Genomic DNA, 25802 nt, shown 5'->3' on the forward strand with positions numbered 1-25802 from the left:
GTGTGTTTCTCCTGGACGCCTTCTTGCCTGAACTCCGCCACGAGGGCGCGGCGCTTGCAAGTCCGGACCGATCGTGACGCGGCGACGCCCGATCACGACATAATCGATCGTCATCCGCGCTTGACGGGTAATCTTGCGTCTGAGATATGTCAATAACACTGACCCAATATTTTGGATCGCATCCGTGACGGACACGCAGGCCCTATCGACGGCAAGCCCGAAGACCGCAGATGGCGCGGCCGAGATGCCCTATGACCTGATCGAGCTGCTGTTCTTCGCCTATCGCGATTTCGTCGGCGATCCGGACCGCATCCTCGCCGATTACGGATTCGGCCGGGCGCATCATCGCGTGCTGCATTTCGTCCAGCGCCGGCCGGGGCTCACCATTGCCGAGTTGCTCGACATCCTCGGCATCACCAAGCAAAGCCTCAACCGCGTGCTCAAGGAACTGGTCGAGACCGGCTTCGTCGAGCAGCGCACCGGCATGCGGGACAAGCGCCAGCGCAAGCTCCACACCACGCCGGCGGGACAGGACCTGGCGACGCGGCTGGCCCAGCTTCAGGCGAGGCGCATAGACGGAGCGCTGGCGGCGCTCGATCCCGGCGGCGTCGAGACCGTGGCGCGCTACCTCGCGGGGCTGATCGACCCGGCCGAGCGGCGCAAGGTGCTGGGTTTCCTCGCGCGCCCGGCGTGACGGCGGCGCGCCCGGCGCCAGGCTGTGCTATCCAAAGGCTGTGCTATCAAGGCCTCAGACCCTGGAACGGCGCACCCCGCGCCGCAGCGAGGAGACCGGCGCGAATGGCTTCGCAGGCAGTGCGCAAACCGCTTCCCGACGAGGCGCCCCACATCCTGGTGGTCGATGACGACCGCCGCCTGCGCGACCTGCTGGCGCGCTTCCTCGGCGACCACGGCTACCGCGTCACCACGGCCGCCAACGCGGCCGAGGCCGACACCTGGCTGTCGCAGCTCGTCTTCGACGCCATGGTGCTGGACATCATGATGCCGGGCGAGAACGGCTTCGACTTCGCCCGCCGGCTGCGCGGCGATTCCGAGCTGCCGATCCTGATGCTGACCGCCCGCGCCGATTCCAAGGACCGGATCAGCGGGCTGGAGATCGGCGTCGACGACTATCTCGCCAAACCCTTCGAGCCGCGCGAATTGCTGCTGCGGCTCGGCAACATCCTCAAGCGCATGCAACTGCCCGATGCCGGCCAGTCGGCGGCGCGGCCGGACTTCGTCCGCTTCGGGCCGTTCATCTACGGGCTGGGGCGCGGCGAACTGCGCAAGGGCGAGGAGATGATCCGCCTGACCGAGCGCGAGCGCGAGATCCTGACCGCGCTCGCCGAGCGCCCGAGCGAGGTGATGCCGCGCGAGCATCTGGCGGCGCAGGGCGCCGGCGCCAACGACCGCACGGTCGACGTCCAGATGAACCGGCTGCGCCGCAAGATTGAGCGCGATCCGGCCGACCCGCTCTACCTCCAGACCGTGCGCGGCGTCGGCTACCGGCTCGTCACGGACAGGGCCTGAGCCGGATGACGATGCAGGCCGGGCGAGCGAAGCTGACGAGGGGCGCGGGCGCCCTGCTCGGGCGGCTCGCCCGTCTCGGCCATGCGCTCAACCGCAGGATCAAACCCGCGCTCAGGGTCGCCGACCGGCCGCTGCGCATCACCGGACGCTGGATGCCGAAGGGGCTCTACCCGCGCGCGCTCGTCATCGTCATCGCGCCGGTCGTGCTGCTGCAGTCGGTGATCGCCTATGTCTTCATGGAGCGGCACTGGCAGCTCGTGACGCAGCGTCTGTCCTCGGCCGTCGCGGCCGACATCGCCATGCTGATCGACATCTACGAGCGCTATCCGCAGGATGCGGACGCCAGCGTGCTCGTGCAGATCGCCGAGGCGCGGCTCGGCATGGACGTCGACATCATCCCCGACGCCGACCTGCCGGCGCCCGGCCCCCGACCCTTCTTCTCGCTGCTCGATTCGGCGCTCTCGGCCGAACTGGTGCAGCAGGTGGCGCGACCCTTCTGGCTCGATACCGTCGGCCGCTCCAGCCTGATCGAGATCCGGATCAAGCTCGACAAGGACGTGATGCGCGTGCTGACGCGGCGGAATGCGGCCTATGCCTCGAACAGCCACATCTTCCTGATCTGGATGATCGGCACCTCGCTGATCCTGCTGACCATCGCGGTGCTGTTCCTGCGCAACCAGATCCGGCCGATCCTGCGGCTGGCCGACGCGGCCGAGGCCTTCGGCAAGGGCCGCGACGCCGATTTCCGCCCGCGCGGGGCGCGCGAGGTCCGCCGCGCGGGCAACGCATTCATCGAGATGAAGCGCCGCGTCGAACGCGCCATCGGCGAGCGCACGACGATGCTGAACGGGGTCAGCCACGACCTGCGCACCATCCTGACCCGGTTCAAGCTCTCGCTCGCTTTGCTGGAACGCTCGGCCGAGATCGACGCTCTCGAAAAAGACGTCGACGAGATGAGCCGCATGCTGGAGGATTATCTCGCCTTCGCGCGTGGCGACGCCGGCGAGGCCCCTGTCGAGAGCGATATCCGCTCGCTGCTGGAGGATCTGAAGGCCGACGCCGAGCGCCAGGGCCACCAGACCGAACTCGCCGTGGTCGGCGACCCGCTGGTGGTGATCCGGCCCGCCGCCTTCCGCCGGCTGCTGACCAATCTCGTCTCGAACGCCGCGCGCTTCGGCGACCGCATCGCCATCCGCGCCACCCATGACGCGCGCTATCTGATCGTGATGGTCGACGATGACGGGCCCGGCATCGCGCCCGAGCAGCGCGACGAGGTCTTTCGCCCGTTCTTCCGTCTCGACGAGGCCCGCAACGTCGATTCGGGCGGCACGGGCCTAGGCCTCGCCATCGCCCGCGACGTCGCCCGCGCCCATGGCGGCGACATCATCCTGGGCGATTCGCCGCTCGGCGGCCTGCGCGCGACGGTCAGGTTGCCGATGTGACCGGCTCGTGCCGCCACAACGCCTTGCGCGCCGTCTCGTTCACCCGCTCGACGTCGCTGCGTGAGAGCGCGATGTCGGAGAGCGCCCGGTCGTCCATGCGATAGAGCGTGCGCGCGCTGGCCCGCTGCGCCAGCCAGTCCTCGAAGCGAAGCAACAGCCCGGTCAGCCCATGCGCCCCATGAGAGGCCGACAACAAAAGATTTTCTGTGGCGATCCTGGCCGGCATCACGGCCTCCTGCTACGAGTTCCATGCCTGTAAATCTGGAACTTGCGGCCCTGCGAAGCAAATGAGAACATCTTCGCTTCAACCCAAGCAGAACTTGGCCTTACGATGGTCCGTCGCCACCTGCCGCCCCTGACCTCGCTGCGCGCCTTCGAGGCCGCCGCGCGGCATCTCAACTATGAGCGGGCGGGCGACGAGCTCGCCGTCACCGCCAGCGCCGTCGGCCAGCGGGTCAAGGCGCTCGAAGCCTGGCTGGGGCGCGCCCTCTTCGTCCGGGCGCCGAGCAGGGGCGTCGCGCTGACGGCCCTCGGCCGGCGCTATGCCGCCTCGATCTCGCAGGTGCTCGACCAGCTCGACGAGGTCACCGCCCGGGCGCTGCGGCCGGATTCGACCAATGTCCTGACGGTCAGCACCATGCCGAGCTTCGCGCTGAGCTGGCTGATCCCGCGGCTCGGCTCGCTCAAGCAGCGCCATCCAGAGCTGGAGGTGCGCATCTCGGTCTCGCTGCACCTCACCGATTTCGCGCGCGAGGATGTCGATGTCGCGGTCCGCTACGGCCAGGGCTCCTATCCGGGCCTGCGCTCGGAGCTGCTGATGACGGAGAGCTTCTTTCCGGTCTGCAACGCGGCGCTGCTCGGCGATCCGGCGCGCCCGCTGCGCGAACCCGCCGACCTGCGCCGCCACACGCTTCTGCACGAGCTCGCGGATGGCATCCCAGAATATGTGACCTGGGCGAAATGGCTCGCCTTCGCCGAGGTCGACGACATCGATGCGACGCATGGCCCGCGCTTCTCGCACACCTTCCTCGCCCTGCAGGCCGCGGCGTCAGGCCAGGGCATCGCGCTGGCGACCAGCGCCCTGATCGGCGACTATCTCGAAGCCGGACGCCTCGTGCGCCCCTTCCCGCAGCAGCTGCCCGGCGCCTACCAGTATTATGTGGTCCATCCCGAGGCATCAGTGGACAGGCCGGGCGTCGCGGCGTTCCGCGGCTGGATCATCGAGGAGGCCGCCCGGCACGCCAATCTGCGTTGATCAGGCCTCCCCTCCGATCGGAGCCCGCTTCGGCAGGCGCTCGACCGCAGATCGATCAAGGCCCTGAGCTTCGGCGAGAGCTGGAGCCCGGCCGGCGTCACGATCTGGCCGGCGGCGGGCTGACGGCGCGCGCCGGCCGCGATGGACACGGTCTCGCACCACCCCTAACATGCCCATAGGTCAAGGCCGCCAGACGAGGGACCATCATGTCGCGAACGATCCTTGCGCTGACGATCGGCCTCGTGCTGGCGGCGATGTCCGCGCCCGCCCGCGCCGAGGAGGTCGTCGATCTCGGCGGCGGTTTCTTCGGCGGCGGCAAGGCGCTGCTCAACAAGCCGGCCGGCAAGGCCCGCGCCGGGCTCGTGCTGCTGACCGGCGGCGACGGCAATATCGGCATCGGCGGCGACGGCAGCGTCCAGCGCGAGGGCAACTGGATCGTGCGGACGCGCGCCGCCTATCTGCGCAGTGGGATCGCCTCGATCACGCTCGACGCCGGCGCCGATCCGGCCAAGGCGGTGGAGCTGATGCGGACGATCGCGCCGCGCGTCATCGTCGTGGCGATGAGCCGGGGCGCGCTCAAGGTCGCCGGCACCTTGCCGCAAAGGCCGGACGGCGTCGTCTTCGCCTCGGCCATGCTCGACGACGCCCGCAGGACGATCGGCAGTCCAGCGAGCCTGCCGCCGACCCTGCTGATCCATCACCGCCAGGACGGCTGCCGGCTGACGACGCCGGATTCGGCGGTCGCCTTCCAGCAATGGGCCGGAGGAAAGGCGCGGCTCGTCTGGATCGACGGCGGCAGCTCGACCGGCAATCCCTGCCAGGCGCGGGCCTATCACGGCTTCGTCGGCCGCGAGGGTGCAGTGATCGCCGCGATCACGGGGTTTGCGGGTTCGCTGCGCTGATCCAAACATCCGCTCGCCATCGGGCAGATGGCGTTTGCGCCGAGCCCTGGCTCAGGATGCAGATGGCCTTCGACCTCGCTCGCGGTCGGGCGCGAGAGGCGGAGATCGATGTCGCGCCGCTGTCGCGATCGGCCGCCTGAACGCGTCTGCCGATGCGCTTCAGAACATCCGCCCGCCATCGGGCACCGGCAGCCCCGGCCCGATCAGCACGACCTCGCCGTCCCCGTCAGGCATGCCGAGCGTCAGCACCTCCGACATGAACTTGCCGATCTGGCGCGGCGGAAAGTTCACCACCGCCAGCACCTGCCGGCCGGGCAGGTCCTCCGGCCGATAGTGTTTCGTGATCTGGGCGGAGGATTTCTTCCGGCCGATCGTGCCGCCGAAATCGATCGTGAGCTTGAGCGCGGGCTTGCGCGCCTCGGGGTAGGGAGCGGCCTCGACGATGGTGCCGACGCGGATGTCGACCTTGAGGAAATCGTCGAAGCCGATCGGGGCGGCGGGCTCGGGAGGGGCGCTCATGATCCTGCGCTCAAAACTCGGACCAGCCCTTGTCGTGGTCGAGCTTGCGCGCCGTCGCCGCGCCGCCGTTATAGGCGGGAACGGGCGCGGCGGCCGCCTTGACCGGGCGCGGCGCGACTGCCGCGCGCATCGTCTGCGCCATCGCCTTCAGGCCGCCCGTGTCGGCGCCGAGGCTGAAGCGCGAGACGAGCGCGCCGAGCCGGTCGGCCTCCTGCGACAGCGAATGGGCTGCGGCGGTCGACTGCTCGGCCATGGCGGCGTTCTGCTGCGTCGCCTGGTCCATCTCGTTGACGGCGGTGTTGACCTCCTGGAGGCCTGTCGCCTGCTCCTGCGCGGCGCTGGCGATCTCGGCGACGAGCGATGTCGCCCTGGCGATCTCCTCGGCCATGCGCTGCAGCGCGCTGCCGGTCTGGCCGACGAGCGTGACGCCCTTCTCGACCTCGACATTGGAGGCGGTGATCAGGCCCTTGATCTCCTTGGCGGCCTCGGCCGAGCGCTGCGCCAGCGCGCGCACCTCGGAGGCGACCACCGCGAAGCCCTTGCCGGCGTCGCCCGCGCGCGCCGCCTCGACGCTGGCGTTGAGCGCCAGCAGGTTGGTCTGGAAGGCGATCTCGTCGATGACGCCGACGATCTGCGAGATCTCGTCGGCCGATTTCTCGATGCCGCCCATGGCCAGCACGGCGTCGCGCACGATTGTGGTGGACTGCTCGGCTTCCGTCTTGACCTGGCTCGTCGCCTGGCTGGCGAGGCGGGCGCTCTCGGCGGTCTGGCGCACGGTCGCGGTCAGTTCGTCGAGCGCGGTCGCGGTCTCCTCGACCGAGGAGGCCTGCTGCTCGGTGCGGCTGGCGAGGTCGTCGGCGGCCTGGCTGATCTCGATCGAGCCTGCCTTCATGCTCTCGGTGTTGGTCGCGATCTGCCGCATCGTCTCCTGCAGCTTGCCGATCGCGGTGTTGAAATCGTCCTTGAGCTTGGCGTAGTCGGCCGAGAAGGCCTCGTCGATGCGGTAGGTCAGGTCGCCCTCGGCCAGGCGCTCCAGGCCATGGCCGAGCGACCGGACCACGCCCTCCTGCATCCGCGCCAGATCGGAGCGGTCGGCCTCGTTGCGGCGGCGCTCGGCCTCGGCGGCCTCGCGGCTGGAATTGGCCTGCTCCTCGACGCGGGCCTTGTCGGCCTCCATCTCGCCCTTGGCCAGCGCGGCGTCGCGGAAGACGACGAGCGAGCGCGCCATCGCGCCGACCTCGTCGGGCCGGTCCTGATGCGCGATCTGCGTCTGCAGGTCGCCGGCGGCGAGTCCGCTCATCGTGCCCGACAGCGAGGACAGCATGGAGGAGGCGCGGCGGCTCAGGAAGACGACGAGGCCGAGCATCAGCAGGCCGAGCGGCGCGAGCACCTTGGCGACTTCTCCGGCCATGCCCATGAAGGCGGCGTCGACATCCTGCACGTGCAGGCCGGAGCCGACTGTCCACTGCCATTGCGGGATCGCGGTGATATAGGAGATCTTCAGCGAGGGCTCCTTGTCGCCGGGCTTGATCCAGCCATAGTCGATGAAGCCGGCGCCCTTGCCCTTGGCAATCGCGATCATGTCCTGGACGAAGAACTTGCCGCTCGAGTCCTTGAGCGGCTTCATGTCGGTGGTCTCGATCTTCTTGTTGGCGTGCGAGACGCTGATGCCGTTGTAGTCGATGATGAAATAGTAGTTGCCGTTGTCGAAGCGGGCGTTCGAGATGGCGTCGATCGCCATCTTCTTCGCATCGGCTTCCTTCAGCTCGCCTTTCGCGGCGCGGGCGACGTAGGCATTCACCGTCGCGGTGGCGGCGTCGACCGAGTTCTTGATCTCCGCGCGCTTGAATTCGATCATCTGGCCTCGGGCCTCGATCAGCGTATAGCCCACGCCGCCGACGGCGATGACCACGGCCAATGCGGCGACGAGCCCGAACGAGCGGCCGATCGACAAGACTTTGAGCTTCTGGAAAACGGACATTAACGGCCCCTGACGGCGTGAGATTCCCCACAATCCGCCGTAAATGGCTAATGTTCGTTTAACGCTTAACCATGTCGCTTAACCCGCCCTCTGGGGCGGGCAGCGACCGGGCTTTCAGATCGCGGGCGCGTAGTCGTCGCGGTCCTCGCCGCGCCAGTCGTCGCCGGCCCGCTCGCGGCGGCGGATATGCGGCCGCCGGCCGCTGCACAGCGCGCGCGCCAGCCCGCGCAGCGGCGCGGTCAGGCGATGGACGTCCTCGATGCGCGCCATGATCGCCCCGCCGGTCTTCAGCTCGCGGTCGAGCCTGGCCATCGTCCTCGACAGCGCGGGCTCGTCGTCATGGAGCCAGACCTCGGTGACGCGCGCCATCAGCAGCGCGGCGCCCTGGACCCGGACCGAGCCCAGCGCATCCTCGGTCGTGATCCCGGCGGAGGCCAGCATATAGCGCCAGGAGTTGACGGCGCCGCGATTGAGCGCGGCGAGCGTCAGCGGGTCGCGCCTGACCACCGGCGTGATCCGGCGCAGGCCTTCCTTGTAGGGCGTCAGCGCATCGAGCCGGCGCATCACGAGATCGAACAGGCGCTCGCGCACCGGCTCGGCCGCGAGATCGTCGGATGCGCCCGCCATCACGGCGTCGTCGACGATGCGGGCGAGGCCGCCGAGCATGGCGAGCTTGGAGGGGAAGAGTCCGCGCAGCGCCGAAAGCGACAGGCCGGCCTCGGCGGCGATGTCGCCGAGCTCGATCTGGTCCCAGGGCCGGGAGGCGGCGAGCCGCATCAGCGCCTCGATCGCCGCCTTGCGCGGATCGGCGGGCGCGGCTTTCGCCGCGGGCTCTGCGGAACTCGGGGAAGCGGGTCTGCGGGCCATGAGACTTCTCCTCTTGCGACGCGATGAGGAGAAGCTAGGCCTTGATCGCGGCCTGTGAAAGGCCGATCAGCCGGAAAGCTCGCCGGCGCGACGTTTGGCGGCAGCCACGGCCTTGACCATCAGGGGTTTCAGGCCGTCATCGGCCATCAGCACCTCGAGCGCGGCGGCCGTGGTGCCGGCCGGCGAGGTGACGTTCTGGCGCAGCGTCGAGGGCGGCAGCGGCGACTGGAACAGCATTTCGCCCGCGCCCTCGACGGTGGCGCGCGCCAGCCTTTCGGCGATGTCGGGCGGCAGGCCCGCCGCCGCGCCCGCCGCCGACAGGCATTCGACCAGGTGAAAGACGTATGCCGGACCGGAGCCCGAGACGGCGGTGACGGTGTCGATCAGGGCCTCGTCGTCGAGCCATTCGACCTTGCCGACGCTGCCGAGCAGCGCATCGGTCAGGGCGCGCTGCGCCGCGCTGACGCCCGGTCCGGGCGCGGCCGCCGTGACGCCGCGCTGCACCGACGCCGGCAGGTTCGGCATGGCGCGCACCACCGCATTGGCGTTGGGCAGTCGCGCCGAGAGATCGCCCAGCGTCTTTCCGGCGAGCACCGAGATCAGCAGCGTCTTCGGGTGGATGAAGGCCTGCACGGCCGGCGCGGCGGTGTCGAGCATCTGCGGCTTGGTCGCGAGCACGACGACCTCGGCCGGCGCGATCGCGTCGGCCGCCGGGTTCAGCGCCATGCCCTTCTCGTTCGCCAGCGCGACCATGTCATCGGATGGCTTCGGGTCGATCAGGCTGATCCCGGCCGGATCGAGTCCGATCCTGAGCCAGCCCTCCAGCATCGCCCCGCCCATCTTGCCCGCGCCGATGAGGACGAGCGATTGCGGCAGGGGAGCGGACATGGGCGGATTCTCGGGTGCTGGTGGCCAAGGCGACCGTCCTAAGGCGCGCCTCCCGCCGGGGCAAGCGCGGCGTCTTTTCCGTCATGCCCTGCCTCGTGCCGAGCATCCACGCCTTGCGACGCCGCGGCGGGCCCGGCCGAAGACGTGGATGGTCGGGACAAGCCCGGCCATGACGGGAATCACGCCTCGCCGACGGTCTCCAGCATCGCGCCCTCCAGCCCTTCCTTCGCCGTCCTGCCGGCCCACACGACGAACTGGAAGGCCTGGAAATAGCGCTCGCAGGCGTCGATCGCGGCCTTGATCAGCGCCGCCGCCTGCTCGTCGGTCGGTTCCGCGCCGCCCGAGAGCAGGAGCGCATGGCGATACATCACCACGTTCTCCGAACTCCACAGGTCGAAATGGCCGAGCCAGAGCTGCTCGTTGACCATGCTGACGAGTTGCAGAACCTCGGGCCGGCGGCGGTCGGGCACCTTCAGGTCGAAGGCGCAGGCGATGTGGATCGCCTCGACCTCGGCCAGCCAGGTGATGGCGACATGGTAGTCCGACCAGCCCCCGGTGACGGCGACGGACAGCTCGTCGTCGCTGTCGCGGTCGAAGGTCCAGTCGTTCAGAGCGGCAAGTCGTTCGATCAGATCGAGAGGGTTGGAAGGCCGATCGATTTCGGCGTCCAGATCAAGGTCCATCATGCCCTAGGGTCCAACTGCCGGGACCGGCTTGAACCCGGACCGGCGCGTTCGAGAACGGGAACACGGCGACTGGAAAAGCGAAAGCACGCAACCATGACTGTGACGGCCGGATCCTGACGATCGCCCTCACCTCGCCGGTGGGCCCTCGGACAGGCCCGGCCGGCGAATCGCCTCTCTTCCTCGACGATAGCGCAGGCGCTGTGACGCTCCCAACACAGGCGGCACGCTCCCCGGATTCGGGGCCGCGGCTCAATCCCCGCTCGCAACTCTGTCCACAGCGCTTGCCTGTGGATGCGCCGATCTCAGGGCTTGGCGGGCTTGGACTCGGCAGTTTCGGACCCGGCAGGGTTGGGGCTGGGCTGGCCGGCCTCCAGCGCGGCGAGACGGGCGGCGAGTCGATCGTTCTCCTCGCGGGCCAGCAGCGCCATCTCGCGCACCGCCTCGAACTCCTCGCGCGCGACGACGTCCATGTCGCGCAGCAGCCGCTCGATCTGCGTCTTCACCACGGTCTCGACCTCGCGGCGCACGCCTTGCGCCGCGCCTGCGGCGTCGGTGGCGAGACGGGCGATGTCGTCGAGGATGCGGTTGCTGGTGGTGACCATGGCGATGCTCCGGAGCAGGCGCTGCGTTCTGCTGGCGGAGATATGGGGGAGAAAAACGGCAGGTGCAATTGCCGCCGGCCGTTGGCTCGAAGGGCCGCCCTGCCCGATCTGGACCTTGTCGTTCGTTGAGCCTAAAAGAGGCGTCGCAGGGACTACCAACCCGTACCGAAAAACAGGCGGGACGCGTCATGACGAAGTTTTCGAGCGGCCTCGTCCTGGGGCCGCTGGCCGCGCTTGCGCTCGCAGGCTGCCAGGAAACCACCACCGCCCAGCGCCCCCGCGTCGATGCGCCGGGCGTGCCCGTCTCCGTCCAGAGCATCACCGGCGCGCCCGATGCGGTGACGAGCAGCTTCGCAAACCTGCTCGGCGAGGCCGCGGCCGAGCGCCGGATGGAGATCGTGCCCGGCGACAAGCCGGCCCGCTTCCGGGTGCGCGGCTATCTCACCGCCCAGCCGACCGAGGACGGCCAGACCGCGCTCGCCTTCGTCTGGGACGTCTACGACGAGTCTAAGAAACGCGCCCAGCGCGTCCAGGGCGAAAGCCTCGGCAAGCGCGGCGGCGGCTCCGACCCCTGGGCCGGCATCGACCAGACGGTCGTCGCCAAGGCCGCGTCGGAGTCGATGGACGCGATCGCCGGCTTCCTGGTGACGACGCCGGCCGTCGAGACGCTGAAGCCCGGCGAGAAGGCCAAGCCCGCGGGCGCCAGGACGGCCGCCGCGCGCTGACCGGCAAACGCGTCTGGCCGCGCGCTACACGCAAAAGCATTGAGGATAGCCGGAACTTGACGGCTGCTGTTGCAGTGCAGCGGTCGACTCGCCGTCATCGCACTGTTAAGAGCCGTTCGAATTGAGCCGGCTCGCCCGGTTCCTGCCCCGCCAGACCCAACGGTGCGCCCCGGCATGCCCTCTTCGATCAAAGTCGTCGCCGGCAATTCCAACAAGCCGCTTGCGGAAGCGATCTGCGCCCATCTCGGCATCCCCCTCGCGAAAGCCTCGGTCCGGCGCTTCGCCGACATGGAAGTCTTCGTCGAGATCCAGGAAAACGTGCGCGGGCAGGATGTCTTCATCATTCAGTCGACCTCGTTTCCGACCAACGACCATCTGATGGAGCTGCTGATCATAACCGATGCGGCGCGGCGCTCCTCGGCCAAGCGCATCACGGCGGTGATCCCCTATTTCGGCTATGCGCGGCAGGACCGGCGCGCGTCCGGCCGCACGCCGATCTCGGCCAAGCTCGTCGCGAACCTGATCACCCATGCCGGCATCGACCGCGTGCTGACGCTCGACCTGCATGCCGGCCAGATCCAGGGCTTCTTCGATATCCCGACCGACAATCTGTTCGGCGCGCCGCTGATGGCGCGCGACATCAAGGAGCGGCTCGACTGGAGGAACGCCATGGTGGTCTCGCCTGATGTCGGCGGCGTGGTCCGGGCGCGTGCGCTCGCCAAGCGCATCGACGCCCAGCTCGCCATCGTCGACAAGCGCCGCGACCGGCCGGGCGAATCCGAGGTGATGAACATCATCGGCACGGTCGAGGGGCGTTCCTGCATCCTGCTCGACGACATCGTCGATTCCGGCGGCACGCTGGTGAACGCCGCCGAGGCCCTGCTCGACCAGGGCGCCAAGGAGGTCTACGCCTACATCACCCATGGCGTGCTCTCCGGCGGCGCCGTGGCGCGCATCGCCAATTCCAAGCTCAAGGAACTGGTGATCACCGATTCGATCATGCCGACCGAGGCCGTGAAGGTGGCGCGCAACATCCGCGTCATCTCGATCGCGCAGCTGATGGGCGAGGCGATCGAGCGCACGGCGGCCGAGTCGAGCGTCTCCAGCCTGTTCGACTGAGCGCGGCCGTGAGCGCCGGCCGCGCCCTCGTCCTGTTCTCCGGCGGCCAGGATTCGACCGTCGCGCTCGCCTGGGCGCTGGAGCGGTTCGAGGCCGTCGAGACCGTCGGCTTCGACTACGGCCAGCGCCACCGCGTCGAGCTCGACTGCCGGCTGACGATCCGCGACAGGCTCCCCGCCCTATCGCCCGCTTACGCCGCGCGCCTCGGTCCCGACCATCTCGTCGACCTGACCGCGCTCGGCGCGATCTCCGACACGGCCCTGACCCGCGACAGCGAGATCGCCTTCGCGCAGACCGGCCTGCCGACCACCTTCGTGCCCGGCCGCAACCTGATCTTCCTGAGCTTCGCCGCCGCCATCGCCTACCGCCGCTCCGCCAAGCACATCGTGCTCGGCGTCTGCGAGACCGACTATTCCGGCTATCCCGACTGCCGCGACGACACGATCAAGGCGATGCAGGTGAGCTTGAGCCTGGGCCTCGATCGCCGCCTCGTGCTGCATGCCCCGTTGATGTGGCGCGATAAGGCGCAGACCTTTGCGCTGGCGCGGGCGCTCGGCGGCAGGCGGCTGCTCGATCTCGTGATCGAGGACAGCCATAGCTGCTATCTCGGCGACCGGACCGCACGACATGGCTGGGGTTTCGGCTGCGGCCATTGCCCGGCCTGCGAGTTGCGTGCGAAAGGCCATGCCGCTTTTCTCATCGCACCAGACGACACCGGACCGGACCTATGACTCTCGACCAGCAGCGCCGCGGCGAAGGCCTGATCGCGCTGGCGCTTTTCGCCCTGACCATCCCCGCCGCGAACTGGCTGATCGGCAATGCCGGCACGGTTTGCGTGCCGAACGGCCCCTGCCTCGTGCCGGTCTGGCCCGGCATCAAGGCCCCGAGCGGTGTGCTGATGATCGGGCTCGGGCTCGTGCTGCGCGACATCGTCCAGCGCCGGCTCGGACCCAAGGTCGCGCTGCTGGCGATCCTGGCGGGCGCGGCAATTTCCGGTTTTCTCGCCCCACCGGCGATCGTGGTCGCCTCGGTCGCCGCGTTCCTGCTCTCGGAGCTGGCGGATTTCGCGGTCTACACGCCGTTGCAGAAGCGCCGCTTCGTCACGGCGGTGTTCGCCTCCAGCGTTATCGGCCTCGTCATCGACTCGGTCGTCTTCCTGCAGCTCGCCTTCGGCAGCCTCGACTATCTCTCCGGCCAGATCATCGGCAAGGCCTGGATGGTGTTGCTGGCGCTACCGCTGATGCATCTGCTGCGCCGGCGGGATGAGCGGCTGGGGCTTGTGGCGGCTTGAAGGTAAGGCAGTGACGCCTTACGTTGCCGTCCAGGAGGAGCCAGCGATGAGCACTCTGACGGTGACGGCCAAAGGGCAGGTGACTCTGCGCAAGGAGTTCCTGCGACATCTCGGCATCGAGCCCGGCCAGAAGGTCAAGGTCGAAAAGCTGCCTGATGGCGGGCTTAGCGTGCGCGCAGAACGCAAGACCGGCAAGATTTCGGATATCTTCGGGATTCTGAAACGGCCGGGCCAGCCTTGCCTGACGATCGAAGAGATCAATGAGGCGACGGCGAAAGGCTGGGCTGGAGAGCGGTGAGGATCATCGCCGATACCAATCTGCTCGTTCGCACGCTGACCGGGGATGATCCGGCGCAAGCGCGTCTCGCCGAGTCTGAGTTCGAGCGAGCCGAACATATCATTCTGACATTGCCGACGCTGTGCGAAGCTTGCTGGGTTCTTTCGTCACAATACGGTTTGCCGCAACACGAATTGGCGGCTGCGATCCGAGAGCTGATGAAGCAGCCCAAGATCGTGGCCGAGCGCGGAGCAATCGAGGCCGGCTTGGCCATGCTCGATGACGGCGGCGATTTTGCCGACGCGGTCATCGCGCATGAAGGGCGGCGGCTGGGCGGCGGAACCTTCGTCTCCTTCGATCGAAAAGCGGTGCGGCTGCTCGTTGCTCAAGGCCAGGCGGCTCGGCTGCCTGCCCAAGGCTGATCTTGCCTCGTCCTGCCTTTTCCCATATGAGCCTGCCAGCGCCCGACTGACACCCTTGGAGGCATGGGCGCTGAACCGAAACGGCCGCCGCGTGGCGGCCTTGTCTTTTGCAGTAGGAACCACACCATGACCGCCGTGAAGCAAATCGAGGCTTCGGCGCGCGCGCAGGTCGGCAAGGGGGCCGCCCGTGCAGTTCGTCGTCAAGGCCTGACACCCGCCGTGATCTATGGCGGGGGCGCCGCTCCCGAAGCGATCGCGCTCGACGCCAACAAGACCCGCCTGATGATCTATGGCGGCCACTTCCTGACCACGCTGTTCGAGATCAGCGTCGCCGGCAAGACGCAGCGCGTCATCCCGCGCGACTACCAGCTCGATCCGGTCAAGGATTTCCCGATCCATGTCGACTTCCTGCGCGTCGCGGCGGGCCAGACCATCACGGTCGAGATCCCGATCCACGTCATCGGCCAGGACGCCTCGCCCGGCATCAAGAACGGCGGCGCCGTGCAGATCGTCGAGCATTCGCTCGAGATCGACGTCGAGCCGGAGCTTATCCCGGAGTTCTTCGAGGTCTCCGTGGCAGGTCTCGAGATCGGCGACGCGGTCGAAGCCAGCGTGATCAAGCTGCCCAAGGGCGCCAAGCTGACCATCGGCTCCGACGCCACCATCGTCACGATCGTGCCGCCGATGGCCGAAGAGGTCGACGAGCCGGCCGAGACCGTCGAGGCCGCCCCGGTCGCCGAGGCCAAGCCGAAGGAGTGATCGGCGTCCCGCGACGCTCTTTCCTCGCGAAGACGAACCGAGACGGCCGGGTTTCCCGGCCGTTTTGCTATCCGGAACCGCAGCCATGTTGACCTTCGCATGCTGATCTTCGCCGGCCTCGGCAATCCGGGCTCACGCCATGCCCGCAACCGCCACAATATCGGCTTCATGGCGGTCGAGGCGATCGCGCGCGGCCACCGCGCCTCGCCCTGGCGCGCGCGCTTCCAGGCCGAGACCTGCGAGGCGACGATCGGCGACGAGAAGATGATCCTGCTCAAGCCGCAGACCTATATGAACGAGTCGGGCCGGGCGATCGGCGAGGCGGCGCGCTTCTTCAAGGTCGAACCGGGCGACGTGATCGTCTTCCATGACGAACTCGACCTCGCGCCGGCCAAGCTCCGGGTGAAGCTCGGCGGCGGCAATGCCGGCCACAACGGCCTGCGCTCGACCACGGCCGCGATCGGCAACGATTATCGCCGCGTCCGGATGGGGATAGGCCATCCCGGCCTGAAGGAGCTCGTCCACGCCTATGTGCTGAACGACTTCGGCAAGGCCGAGGGGCCCTGGGTGGAGGATATCTGCACCGCCTGCGCCGACAACGCCGCGCTGCTCGCCGCCCATGACGATGCCGGCTTCCAGAACAAGGTGCATCTGTTCATGGAGGCGCGCGGCCATGGCGCGGTGAAGCGGCTGGGCGAGAAGGCCGGCGATTGAAGCAGAGCCCGATGACACGCCAAGCGCGTTGACACGAGAACACGGAAACACGATATCGTAGGTGTTGGAGTTTCGGCGATGAAGAATCTGACGATAACCCTGCCTGACGACGTCGTGTCCCGGCTGCGCGTGGCAGCGGCCAAGGACAACAAAAGCATGTCGCGCTTCACGGCCGAGCTGATCGAAAACAGGCTCGGGCGGACGCTGTCGCCTTGCGAGGCGATGGAGCGGTTCCTAGCGGGTCCGAAGTGGAATTTGAGCGACGAGAACGGTCGCTTGCCGACGCGAACCGAGATTTACGATGACCACCTTCTTCATCGACACGAACGTGATCCTTTACACCTACGATCTCCGGCAGCCGGTGAAGCAGAGTCAGTCGGCGATATGGCTGAGCAGAATAGCGCGTCGCCGGCTGCCGACGATCAATCTGCAGGTGATCAACGAGTTCTGCCACGTCGCGCTTCGTAAGTTGCCTGAACTCTCGGCAGATGATGTTCGGGAGCAGGCGGCCGTCTTGCGAGAGTGGGGCGAGACGCCTCTCGATTTCGACACGTTGGAGAGAGCCTGGGACGTCAGGGTGGCAACCGGCTACGGCTGGTTCGACTGCACATTGCTGGCAGCCGCCCAAATGCTGGACTGTGACGTCTTCCTCAGCGAAGACATGCAGCATGGCCGAGTCCTAGGTCCCCTCACCATCATCAACCCCTTCCGAGTCGATCCCGACGCCTTTCTCAAAGCGAACTGACGCCACCATGGGTTTCAAATGCGGTATCGTCGGCCTGCCGAATGTCGGCAAGTCGACCCTGTTCAACGCGCTGACGCAGACGGCTGCCGCGCAGGCGGCCAACTATCCGTTCTGCACGATCGAGCCCAATGTCGGCGACGTCGCGGTGCCCGACGACCGGCTGGAGAAGCTCGCCGCGATCGCGGGCTCGAAGGAGATCATCCCGACGCGGCTGACCTTCGTCGATATCGCCGGCCTCGTGCGCGGCGCCTCAAAGGGCGAGGGACTGGGCAACCAGTTCCTCGCCAATATCCGCGAATGCGACGCCATCGCCCATGTCGTGCGCTGTTTCGAGGATGGCGACATCACCCATGTCGAGGGCAAGGTCGCGCCGCTGAACGACATCGAGATCATCGAGACCGAGCTGATGCTGGCCGATCTCGAAAGCCTCGAGAAGCGCGTGCTGCCGCTGGAGAAGAAGGCCAGGACCGGCGACAAGGACGCCAGGGAACTGGCCGAGCTGATGAACCGTTGCCTCGTGCTGCTGCGCGAGGGCAGGCCCGCCCGCCTCGTCCGGGTCGCGACGGCTGAGCGCAAGGCCTTCGAGATGCTCGGCCTGCTCTCCTCCAAGCCCGTGCTCTATGTCTGCAATGTCGAGGAGGCGAGCGCCGACAAGGGCAACGCCTTCTCCGAGATCGTGAAGATGCGCGCCGCCGAGGAGAACGCCGTCGCCGTCGTCGTCTCGGCCAAGATCGAGAGCGAGATCGCGGTGCTGCCCGCCGCCGACCAGAAGGACTATCTGGAGGCCGTCGGGCTGGAAGAGCCCGGTCTCAACCGCGTCATCCGCGCCGGCTATGCCCTGCTCAGGCTCGTGACCTACTTCACCGTCGGCCCGAAGGAGGCCCGCGCCTGGACGATCGAGACCGGCACCAAGGGCCCGGCAGCCGCCGGAGTGATCCATAGCGATTTCGAGAAGGGCTATATCCGCGCCGAGACGATCGCCTATCCCGACTACATCGCCAACAGGGGCGAGGCCGGCGCGCGCGAGGCCGGCAAGTTCCGGCTCGAGGGCAAGGAATACGTCGTCGCCGACGGCGATGTGCTGCATTTCCGCTTCGCCAACTGAGGCTCCGGGCCGATGCTGCATTTCGAGGATTTCGTGGTCGGCGACACGGTCGGCGCCGGCAGCCTGAGCGTCAGCCGGGACGACATCCTCGCCTATGCAGGGCGCTACGACGCGCAGGATTTCCACACCGACCCGGAGGCGGCGAGGGCGAGCTTCGTCGGCGAGCTGATCGCGTCCGGCTGGCACAGCTGCTCGCTGCTGATGCGGCTGATCGCGGAGACCTTCATCCTCGATTCCGCCGGCATGGGCGCGCCGGGCATCGAGGAGGTGAAATGGCTGCGTCCGGTCAGGCCCGGCGACACCCTGGCCGCGAGACGCACCGTGCTGGAGACCAAGGCCTCGCGCTCGCGTCCCGAGATGGGGCTGGTGCGCTTCCGCTTCGAGCTGCTGAACCAGCATGGCCAGCCGGTGCTGGAGCAGACCAACTGGATCATGTTCGCGCGCCGGGGCTCCGCCTTCAGCCGGCAGCCCGGCGACTGGCTCGGCCATTCGCCGCGCTATGTCGCCCCAGTGGCGCTGAGTCCGCTGGAGGCGCCCGCGGGCCCGGCGGAGCCGGCGCGCTTCTTCGAGGAGATGGAGATCGGCAAGAGCTACGAGCTCGGCAGCTTCGTCTTCACGGCGGACGAGATCGTCGCCTTCGCCCGCTCCTTCGATCCGCAGCCCTTCCACATGGACGAGGCGGCGGCGCGCCAGAGCTCGTTCGGCCGGCTAGCGGCCTCGGGCTGGCATACCGCTTCGGTCTGGATGGCGGCCATGGTCGAGCACCGCAAGCGCCAGGTCGCGGCGCGCGGGCCGGAGCGCGCGCCGCGTCTCGGCCCCTCGCCCGGCTACAGGAACCTGCGCTGGTCGAAGCCCGTCTTCGCGGGAGACCGCGTCACCTATCATTCGAGGATGGCCGACACCCGCGCCAGCGCCTCGCGCCCGCGATGGGGCCTGTTCTTCCACCACAACACCGGCGTCAACCAGCATGGCGAGGAGGTCTTCAGCTTCGACGGCTGCGCCTTCGTCGAGCGCAGCTCCGGGCTCCAGACCTGATCAGCCGGCGCGACGCAGCGGCGACGCCGGCAGGCCCGCGATCTCGATCCGGTCGCGGCCGTTGCGCTTGGCGGCATAGAGCGCCTCGTCGGCGCAGGCATGGAGAGCGGTGCCGTCGAGCGGAGCTTCGCCGGCGCAAAGGCCGATCGAAACCGTCGCGCCGCTGAATTCCGCATGGACCAGGGACCAGGGCGCTGTCGCCAGCGCACGGCGGATGGCAAGCGCGATCTCGCGGGCAGCGGCGATCCCACTGCCCTGCAGCAGCACTCCGAACTCCTCGCCGCCGATCCGCGCCACCAGGCCCCCGGCCGGCGCGGCCCGGTTCGCCACCACCTGCGCGATCACCTTCAGGCAGGCGTCCCCCGCGAGATGGCCGAAGCGGTCGTTGATCGACTTGAAGTGATCGACGTCGATCATCATGAGCGCGAGCGGCTGCGGCAGGGCGACCGCCTGGGCAAGTTCCGCGACGAAGCGCCGGCGGTTGGCGAGGCCCGTCAGCCCGTCCGTCTCGGCGAGCTCCGCCAGCGCCGCATTGGCGCGGCGCAGAGCCTCCTGCGCTTCCAGCAGCTCCATCTGCTGGCGCTTGGCCGCCGTGATGTCGGCATGGGTGAAGAAGCCGACGCCGTCGGCGCTGTGGCGCGCCACCACCCTGAGCCAGCGCCGGCCCGGCAACTCGATCTCGAAGGGCGCTCCGTCATAGCGCAGCCCGTTGCGGATCGCGGCGCGCCAGGCGCCGGCCGGCGCGCCATCCCGCCAGCACCACGCGATGATCTCGTCCAGCGTGCGGCCGACGACGGGAGCGCCATGCGGCAGGTCGTAGAGCTGCCGGAAGGCCTCGTTCGCCGCCATGATGCGATCGCCCGCATCGAGGACCGTCGCGCCGTCGGGGATGAAGGACAGGGCCTCGATGACCGGTGCCGCGAAATCGGCCGGCGCGCCGGTCTGGCTCCGGCTGTCGAGCCACTGCCACATGCGCACCCGGCTGCCGTCCGGCGCACGCAGCGACGAGGCCCGCAGCCGGCGTCCGTGATGGATGAACTCGAAAGGCTGCGTCTGGTTGGCGTGGCGCGCGACGCCCTCGGTGACGTAGCGCTCGATCTCCGGCATCTCCTCCGGCGAGAGGCGGCCCTGGTAGAAGCGCAGCAGATTGTCCCGATAGGATTCGCCGACGAAGATGACGCCGTCGTCTTCGGGGAAGAACCGCAGGAACGTCTTGTTCCAGGCAACGGCTTTCATCGCGGCATCGTACTCGCAGGCGCCGATGCCAAGCATGTCGAGCGAATCGTGCAGATAGCGCGACGAGAGCTTCATGCTCCGTCATTAGCCCAGACGCCTTAACAAGCGGTAAGACGCATCGCTCGGATCATCCGACCTTGCCGTAACCTGCAAACTTCGCGCTGACCCGCGCCATCTCCTCGGCATCGAGGATGACCGGCTCCAGTCCCGAGGCGAGGATGTCGAGATACTGCCCGGCGAGGTTTTCGACTTCCGCCACGATCTGGTGCGCGCCGGCCAGCGAGCCGCCGAGCGCGATGACGCCGTGATTGGCGAGCAGCACGGCCTTGCGGCCCTCCAGCCCCCTGACCGCATTGGCGGCCAGTTCGGCCGAGCCGAAGGTGGCGTAGTCGGCGCAGCGGATATCCGGCCCGCCGCAGAGCGCGATCATGTAATGGAAGGCCGGCACGCCGCGCCGCGTCGAGGCCAGCGCGGTCGCGCGCGGCGAATGCGTGTGGACGATCGCCCGCGCATCCGGCCTCGCCTTGTAGATCTCGGTGTGGAACGGCCATTCGGAGGAAGGCCTGCCCGGTCCCGCCAGCACGTCCCCGTCGAGCGACAGATGGATCAGGTCGTCCGGCGTCGTTCGGGCATAGGGCAGGCCGGACGGCGTGATCAGCAGCCCAGCGCCGAAGCGCGCCGAGACATTGCCGGATTTCGACGGGCAGAAACCCGCCTTGTCGATCGCCTGCGCGACCGCGACGATCTCGACCCGGAGTTCGGTCTCGCTCATGCCGCCACCGCGCTCGCCAGATCCGGGAAGAGCCTCGCCAGTCCCTCGCGCGTCGCGGGCGCGACGCCGCGCTCGGTGATCAGTCCCGCGACGAGGCGCGCCGGCGTCACGTCGAAGGCCGGATTCGCCGCCTCGCTGCCCGGCGCGACGATGCGGAGCTGCGCAACCTCGCCATTGTCGCCGAGGCCGGACAGATGCGTCACCTCGCGGGCCGGGCGCTCCTCGATCGGGATTTCCCGGACGCCGTCGCCAAGGCTCCAGTCGATCGTCGGCGAGGGCAGCGCGACATAGAACGGCACGCCGTTGTCATGCGCGGCCAGCGCCTTGAGATAGGTCCCGATCTTGTTGGCGACATCGCCGCTCGCGGTGGTGCGGTCCGTGCCGACGATGACCATGTCGACTTGGCCCCGCTGCATCAGATGCCCGCCGGCATTGTCGGCGACGACCGTGTGGGGCACGCCATGGCCGCCGAGCTCATAGGCGGTCAGCGCCGCGCCCTGGTTGCGCGGCCGGGTCTCGTCGACCCAGACATGGACGGGAATCCCTGCGTCATGGGCGCGATAGATCGGCGCCAGCGCCGTGCCCCAGTCGACGGTGGCGAGCCAGCCGGCGTTGCAATGGGTCAGGATGTTGACCCGCTCGCCGGCAGGCTTGCGCGCTGCCGCGGCGCGGATCAGCGGCAGGCCGTGCTCGCCGATCGCGCGGCAGAGCGCGACGTCCTCGTCGCAGATCGCGCCGGCCTGCGCATAGGCCGCGGCCTCCCGCGCGGCGGGCGGCAGCGGCGCCAGCACGCCCCGCATCTGCGCCAGCGCCCAGTGCAGGTTCACGGCGGTCGGCCGCGTCGCGCCGAGCAGCGCCAGCGTCGCATCCAGCGCGGCATCCGAGGCGTCCAGCCGCATCGCCAGCGCCACGCCATAGGCGGCCGTGGCGCCGATCAGCGGGGCGCCGCGCACGATCATCGTCGTGATCGCGGTCGCGGCCTGCTCGGCCGAGCCGAGCGTCACGGTCTCGAAGCGGAAGGGCAGCCGCGTCTGGTCGATGACGCAGACGCGCCAGCCATCCTGCGCGAGCCGGATCGTGCGGTAGGGCTGGCCGTTGATCTTCATGATCGTCAGTGTCCGCCGAAGGAGACCAGCGTGCGCACCGGCAGGCCGAGCGCCCTGAGCCTGTCGGCCCCGCCGAGATCGGGCAGGTCGACGATGAAGCAAGCCGCGACCACCTCGGCGCCGAGGCTGGTCAGGAGCTTGACCGCGGCCTCGGCGGTCCCGCCGGTCGCGATCAGGTCGTCGACAAGCAGCACGCGTTCGCCGCGGCCGACGGCGTCCTCATGAACCTCGATCTCGTCGGCGCCGTATTCGAGCTGGTAGCTGACCCTGACGGTCTTGTGCGGCAGCTTGCCCTTCTTGCGCACCGGCACGAAACCGGCCGAGAGCTGGTGCGCCACCGCCCCGCCCAGAATGAAGCCGCGCGCCTCGATGCCGGCGATCTTGGCGATCTTCAGACCGGCGAAGGGCTGCACCAGTTCGTCGACCGTGCGGCGGAAGGCGCGCGCGTCGCCGAGCAGCGTGGTGATGTCGCGAAAGACGATGCCGGGCTTGGGATAATCCGGGATCGCGCGGATGGCGTCGGCGAGGTTCATGGCGATCGTCTCGGGCGCAGGGCTTCGGCAGCCTTGGTCGGGCCTCGGCGAAGCCGCGTCAAGGGCACGCTCGTCAGGCCCCCTTCAGCACCCGCCCCGCCACGGCGTCGAGCTTGGCCAGCAGCGCCGGATCGCGGAACTCGGGCGCGGTGATGATCGCCGTGTCGAGCGCGTTGTGCGAACCGGCCGGACAGGGCTCGCGCTCGGCCGGGAAATCGGCCGCGAGCCGCGCCACCAGACGGCGCGCCTTCTCGGCGTTGCCGTGCAGCACCGCGACCACCGCCGCGACGTCGACCGCGCCGTGCTCCTCGTGCCAGCAGTCGAAATCGGTGACCATGCCGACGGTGGCGTAGGTGATCTCGGCCTCGCGGGCGAGCTTGGCCTCCGGCATCGCCGTCATGCCGATCAGGTCGTAGCCGAGGCCCTTGTAGGTCAGCGATTCGGCCAGCGTCGAGAATTGCGGCCCCTCCATCGTGACGAGCGTGCCGCCCTTCACATGAGCGAGGTTCTCGGCCTTCGCCGCCGCGACGAGGCGCGCCTGCAAGGCGGGACCGACCGGATGGCCGAACGAGACATGGGCGACGCAGCCCTTGCCGAAGAACGAACTCTCGCGCCGCGAGGTCCGGTCGACGAACTGGTCCACCATGACGAAGAGGCCGGGATAGAGCTCGGACTTGTAGGAGCCGCAGGCCGAGAGCGAGACGAGATCGGTGACGCCGGCGCGCTTCAGCACGTCGATATTGGCGCGGTAGTTGATCCCGGAGGGCGGGATCGCATGGCCGCGGCCGTGGCGCGGCAGGAAGACGATCTCCGTCTGGCCGATCCGCCCGCGCCGCGGCACGTCCGAGGGCTCGCCCCAGGGGCTTGATATCGCCTCCTCGCGCCTGTCGGTCAGGCCCGGCAGATCGTAGATGCCCGATCCGCCGATGATTCCCAGAACGGCCTTGGTCATGTCGCGAATCCTCTGTCCAAGCCCGGCAGGATCAGGCTCTCGTGACGGTTGTGACAAGCCGGCCAGGGCGCGGCAAGCAATAGGCGCTGGCCAAGAAAAAGGCCCCGTTTCCGGGGCCTTTCGCGACGATCGGCGATCTCAGTGCGCCGGGGAGCCGTCGGGCATCCGGGACCAGACCTTCTTCTTGGTGTAGTAGAGCAACGAGCCGAAGACGAGCAGGAACAGCATCACCTGCAGGCCGGTTCGCTTGCGCGCCTCCAGATGCGGCTCGGCCATCCACATCATGAAGGCGGCGACGTCCTTGCCGTACTGATCGACCGTCTCGGGCACCTGCGGCTTGCCGTCGGCCGTCTTGGGGAACTCGACCTGGCCGTCCTGGATCGGCTGCGGCATCGCGATCAGGAAGTTGGGCATGTAGGTGTTGTAGTACTGGCCCGGCAGCAGGGTTACGCCGTCCGGCGGAGGATCCTTGTAGCCGATCATCAGGGCGTGAACGTAGTCGGGACCCTGCTCCTGATACTGCGTGAATATGTCGAAGATGAAGCGCGGGAAGCCGCGCCCATAGGTGCGCGCCTTGGCCAGCACCGAGAGATCGGGCGGATAGGCGCCGCCATTGGCCGCGCGCGCCGCCTGCTCGTTGGCGAAGGGCGCCGGGAAGGCGTCGGCCGGGCGGCCCGGCCTGTCGAACATCTCGCCGGTCTCGTTGGGGCCGTCCTTGACCGTATAGGTCGCGGCCAGCGCGGCGACCTGGCCCGGCGTGAATTCCGGCCCGCCGGGCTGCGACAGGTTGCGGATGCGCATCAGCGACATCGAATGGCAGTTGGCGCAGACCTCCTTGACAATCTTGAAGCCGCGCTGCAGCTGCGCCCGGTCGAATTTGCCGAACGGCCCCGAGAATGACCAGCTCTGGGCCGGGGGAGCGACGCCCCCGCCGGCCGCCAGGGCCGGCGCCGTGGCGACCGCGAGCGCGAGGCCGGTTGCAAGGCCGAGCACGGCCGCACGAAACGAAGAGATGGTCATGGTTTCGTCAGCCCTTGGCGTTGGGTTCTGAAGCGGCGGCCGTGGCCATGCGCGCGCCGGAGCCGCCCTGCATCGCGCCCAGCACGGAATCGGCGATCGAGGTCGGCAGGGTCAGCGGTTTCTCGAACAGGCCGATGACGAACAGGGCCGCGAAGAAGCCGAAATAAAGCGCCGTGAAGATCCGCGAATAGGTGACATAGGGCTCCGCGGCCGGCATCGCGCCGAGATAGCCGAGGATGATGCAGACCACGACGAAGGCCCAGAACAGCACCTTCGCGACCGGGCGGTAGCTCATCGACTTGACCTTGGAGGTGTCGATCCAGGGCAGGAAAGCCAGCACGGCGATGGCGGCGAACATGGCTATGACCCCGCCGAGCTTGTCGGGAATGGCCCGAAGAATGGCGTAGAACGGCAGGAAATACCATTCGGGCACGATCTGCGGCGGCGTTACGGCCGGATTGGCGGGAATGTAGTTGTCGGCATGGCCCATGAAGTTGGGCTGGTAGAAGACGAAATAGGCGAACACGAAGATGAAGCACACCATCGCGAACAGATCCTTGATCGTCGCATAGGGCGTGAACGGAACGGTGTCCTTTTGGACGTTCTTCACCTCGACGCCGGTCGGATTGTTCTGGCCGACATGGTGCAGCGCCCAGACATGGAGGATGACCACGCCGAAGATCATGAACGGCAGCAGATAGTGCAGGGAGAAGAAGCGGTTCAGCGTCGGATTGTCGACCGAGTAGCCGCCCCAGAGGAAGGTCACGATCGTCTCGCCGACCACCGGCAGCGCCGAGAACAGGTTGGTGATGACGGTCGCGCCCCAGAACGACATCTGGCCCCAGGGCAGGACGTAGCCCATGAAGGCGGTCGCCATCATCAGTAGGAAGATCACCACGCCGAGAATCCAGAGCACTTCGCGCGGCGCCTTGTACGATCCGTAATAGAGCCCGCGGAACATGTGGATGTAGACCGCGATGAAGAACATCGAGGCGCCGTTGGAATGCAGGTAGCGCAGCAGCCAGCCATAGTTCACGTCGCGCATGATGCGCTCGACGGAGTTGAACGCCATCTTCGATTCCGGCGTGTAGTGCATCGCCAGGATGATGCCGGTGACGATCTGCGCCACCAGCATGAACATCAGGATGCCGCCGAAGGTCCAGAAGTAGTTGAGGTTCCGCGGGACCGGGTAGGAGACGGCGGAGTCATGCGCGAGCCGCACGATCGGCAGACGCGCGTCGAGCCAGCGCTCGAAGCCGGTCTTGGGATTATAGGAACTGTGGCCGCTCATGATGAATGCCTCAGGGCTGTCTCATCGGGAT

At 68.2% G+C, this 25802-nt stretch carries 30 protein-coding genes; 16 read left to right on the forward strand and 14 right to left on the reverse strand.

From position 1 onward, the window contains the following. Positions 1-184 precede the first annotated feature (184 nt). From AC1RRW_RS00360 to AC1RRW_RS00370, 3 genes are all read left to right on the forward strand, one after another. Entirely contained in the window at positions 185-694 is a 510-nt protein-coding gene (locus AC1RRW_RS00360; RefSeq protein ID WP_492898063.1) for a MarR family winged helix-turn-helix transcriptional regulator, read from the forward strand. Between the two features lie 104 nt (positions 695-798). Continuing rightward, complete coding sequence (locus AC1RRW_RS00365; protein ID WP_492898065.1) at positions 799-1527, forward strand: response regulator; 729 nt, start codon at positions 799-801, stop codon at positions 1525-1527. A gap of 5 nt (positions 1528-1532) precedes the next feature. Further along, on the forward strand, positions 1533-2969 hold the full coding sequence (locus AC1RRW_RS00370; RefSeq protein WP_492898067.1) for an ATP-binding protein: 1437 nt from the start codon (positions 1533-1535) through the stop codon (positions 2967-2969). Here the strand turns inward: AC1RRW_RS00370 and AC1RRW_RS00375 are convergent. Next, positions 2953-3195, reverse strand: a complete 243-nt coding sequence (locus AC1RRW_RS00375; protein WP_492898069.1) for a DUF1127 domain-containing protein — start codon at positions 3193-3195, stop codon at positions 2953-2955. The two genes, AC1RRW_RS00370 and AC1RRW_RS00375, sit on opposite strands and share 17 nt — an antisense overlap. A gap of 105 nt (positions 3196-3300) precedes the next feature. Between AC1RRW_RS00375 and gcvA the strand changes: the two genes are divergently transcribed. Further along, on the forward strand, positions 3301-4224 hold the full coding sequence (gcvA, locus tag AC1RRW_RS00380; RefSeq protein ID WP_492898071.1) for a transcriptional regulator GcvA: 924 nt from the start codon (positions 3301-3303) through the stop codon (positions 4222-4224). A gap of 206 nt (positions 4225-4430) precedes the next feature. Then, a complete protein-coding gene (locus AC1RRW_RS00385) occupies positions 4431-5126 on the forward strand; it encodes an alpha/beta fold hydrolase (protein ID WP_492898073.1) in 696 nt (231 codons plus the stop codon). Positions 5127-5285: 159 nt separating this feature from the next. Here AC1RRW_RS00385 and AC1RRW_RS00390 read toward each other — a convergent pair whose 3' ends face one another. From AC1RRW_RS00390 to AC1RRW_RS00415, 6 genes are all read right to left on the reverse strand, one after another. After that, a complete protein-coding gene (locus AC1RRW_RS00390; RefSeq protein ID WP_492898075.1) occupies positions 5286-5645 on the reverse strand; it encodes a tRNA-binding protein in 360 nt (119 codons plus the stop codon). 10 nt (positions 5646-5655) lie between these two features. Beyond that, positions 5656-7626, reverse strand: a complete 1971-nt coding sequence (locus tag AC1RRW_RS00395) for a methyl-accepting chemotaxis protein (protein ID WP_492898077.1) — start codon at positions 7624-7626, stop codon at positions 5656-5658. 114 nt (positions 7627-7740) lie between these two features. After that, positions 7741-8493: a TetR/AcrR family transcriptional regulator gene (locus AC1RRW_RS00400; protein ID WP_492898079.1), complete on the reverse strand. Its 753-nt coding sequence runs from the start codon at positions 8491-8493 to the stop codon at positions 7741-7743. Positions 8494-8559: 66 nt separating this feature from the next. Next, positions 8560-9381: a pyrroline-5-carboxylate reductase gene (gene proC, locus AC1RRW_RS00405; protein WP_492898081.1), complete on the reverse strand. Its 822-nt coding sequence runs from the start codon at positions 9379-9381 to the stop codon at positions 8560-8562. A gap of 179 nt (positions 9382-9560) precedes the next feature. Further along, positions 9561-10067, reverse strand: a complete 507-nt coding sequence (locus AC1RRW_RS00410; RefSeq protein ID WP_492898083.1) for a type III secretion system chaperone family protein — start codon at positions 10065-10067, stop codon at positions 9561-9563. Positions 10068-10369: 302 nt separating this feature from the next. Then, on the reverse strand, positions 10370-10669 hold the full coding sequence (locus AC1RRW_RS00415; RefSeq protein ID WP_492898085.1) for an accessory factor UbiK family protein: 300 nt from the start codon (positions 10667-10669) through the stop codon (positions 10370-10372). Positions 10670-10857: 188 nt separating this feature from the next. Here AC1RRW_RS00415 and AC1RRW_RS00420 point away from each other — a divergent pair, with 188 nt between their 5' ends. From AC1RRW_RS00420 to AC1RRW_RS00470, 11 genes are all read left to right on the forward strand, one after another. Beyond that, positions 10858-11394: a hypothetical protein gene (locus AC1RRW_RS00420; protein WP_492898087.1), complete on the forward strand. Its 537-nt coding sequence runs from the start codon at positions 10858-10860 to the stop codon at positions 11392-11394. A 174-nt stretch (positions 11395-11568) separates the two neighbouring features. After that, positions 11569-12513: a ribose-phosphate pyrophosphokinase gene (locus AC1RRW_RS00425; protein WP_492898089.1), complete on the forward strand. Its 945-nt coding sequence runs from the start codon at positions 11569-11571 to the stop codon at positions 12511-12513. Between the two features lie 8 nt (positions 12514-12521). Continuing rightward, the gene (queC, locus tag AC1RRW_RS00430; protein WP_492898091.1) at positions 12522-13244 is read left to right on the forward strand and encodes a 7-cyano-7-deazaguanine synthase QueC; all 723 of its coding nucleotides are present in this window, start codon (positions 12522-12524) and stop codon (positions 13242-13244) included. Next, positions 13241-13804, forward strand: a complete 564-nt coding sequence (locus AC1RRW_RS00435) for a VUT family protein (RefSeq protein ID WP_492898093.1) — start codon at positions 13241-13243, stop codon at positions 13802-13804. The genes queC and AC1RRW_RS00435 overlap by 4 nt, the downstream gene beginning before the upstream one ends. 46 nt (positions 13805-13850) lie before the next feature. Next, positions 13851-14102, forward strand: coding sequence for an AbrB/MazE/SpoVT family DNA-binding domain-containing protein (locus tag AC1RRW_RS00440; RefSeq protein ID WP_492898095.1), 252 nt, complete (start codon positions 13851-13853; stop codon positions 14100-14102). Next, positions 14099-14503 carry a type II toxin-antitoxin system VapC family toxin gene (locus AC1RRW_RS00445; protein ID WP_492898097.1) on the forward strand — a complete coding sequence of 135 codons (405 nt, stop codon included), beginning with the start codon at positions 14099-14101 and terminating at the stop codon, positions 14501-14503. Before AC1RRW_RS00440 ends, AC1RRW_RS00445 begins: the two co-directional genes overlap by 4 nt. Before the next feature lie 126 nt (positions 14504-14629). Beyond that, positions 14630-15262: a 50S ribosomal protein L25/general stress protein Ctc gene (locus tag AC1RRW_RS00450; protein ID WP_492898099.1), complete on the forward strand. Its 633-nt coding sequence runs from the start codon at positions 14630-14632 to the stop codon at positions 15260-15262. Positions 15263-15361: 99 nt separating this feature from the next. Next, positions 15362-15976 carry an aminoacyl-tRNA hydrolase gene (pth, locus tag AC1RRW_RS00455; RefSeq protein WP_492898101.1) on the forward strand — a complete coding sequence of 205 codons (615 nt, stop codon included), beginning with the start codon at positions 15362-15364 and terminating at the stop codon, positions 15974-15976. A gap of 301 nt (positions 15977-16277) precedes the next feature. Next, entirely contained in the window at positions 16278-16721 is a 444-nt protein-coding gene (locus AC1RRW_RS00460) for a PIN domain-containing protein (protein ID WP_492898103.1), read from the forward strand. 7 nt (positions 16722-16728) lie between these two features. Next, on the forward strand, positions 16729-17826 hold the full coding sequence (gene ychF / locus AC1RRW_RS00465; protein WP_492898105.1) for a redox-regulated ATPase YchF: 1098 nt from the start codon (positions 16729-16731) through the stop codon (positions 17824-17826). Between the two features lie 12 nt (positions 17827-17838). Then, a complete protein-coding gene (locus AC1RRW_RS00470) occupies positions 17839-18861 on the forward strand; it encodes a MaoC family dehydratase (RefSeq protein WP_492898107.1) in 1023 nt (340 codons plus the stop codon). Here AC1RRW_RS00470 and AC1RRW_RS00475 read toward each other — a convergent pair whose 3' ends face one another. The 7 genes from AC1RRW_RS00475 to AC1RRW_RS00505 form a co-directional block, all read right to left on the reverse strand. Next, complete coding sequence (locus AC1RRW_RS00475) at positions 18862-20172, reverse strand: sensor domain-containing diguanylate cyclase (RefSeq protein WP_492898109.1); 1311 nt, start codon at positions 20170-20172, stop codon at positions 18862-18864. Positions 20173-20224: 52 nt separating this feature from the next. Further along, positions 20225-20869, reverse strand: coding sequence for a class II aldolase/adducin family protein (locus AC1RRW_RS00480; RefSeq protein ID WP_492898111.1), 645 nt, complete (start codon positions 20867-20869; stop codon positions 20225-20227). After that, positions 20866-21975: an S-methyl-5-thioribose-1-phosphate isomerase gene (mtnA, locus tag AC1RRW_RS00485; RefSeq protein ID WP_492898113.1), complete on the reverse strand. Its 1110-nt coding sequence runs from the start codon at positions 21973-21975 to the stop codon at positions 20866-20868. Before mtnA ends, AC1RRW_RS00480 begins: the two co-directional genes overlap by 4 nt. A 5-nt stretch (positions 21976-21980) precedes the next feature. Beyond that, complete coding sequence (locus AC1RRW_RS00490) at positions 21981-22508, reverse strand: adenine phosphoribosyltransferase (protein WP_492898115.1); 528 nt, start codon at positions 22506-22508, stop codon at positions 21981-21983. 73 nt (positions 22509-22581) lie between these two features. Further along, the gene (locus AC1RRW_RS00495) at positions 22582-23460 is read right to left on the reverse strand and encodes an S-methyl-5'-thioadenosine phosphorylase (protein WP_492898117.1); all 879 of its coding nucleotides are present in this window, start codon (positions 23458-23460) and stop codon (positions 22582-22584) included. A 138-nt stretch (positions 23461-23598) separates the two neighbouring features. Then, a complete protein-coding gene (locus tag AC1RRW_RS00500) occupies positions 23599-24480 on the reverse strand; it encodes a cytochrome c1 (RefSeq protein ID WP_492898119.1) in 882 nt (293 codons plus the stop codon). A gap of 7 nt (positions 24481-24487) precedes the next feature. After that, a complete protein-coding gene (locus tag AC1RRW_RS00505) occupies positions 24488-25771 on the reverse strand; it encodes a cytochrome b (protein ID WP_492898121.1) in 1284 nt (427 codons plus the stop codon). Positions 25772-25802 lie beyond the last annotated feature (31 nt).

It is taken from the genome of Allobosea sp. GW821-FHT12C12 (assembly GCF_058807355.1).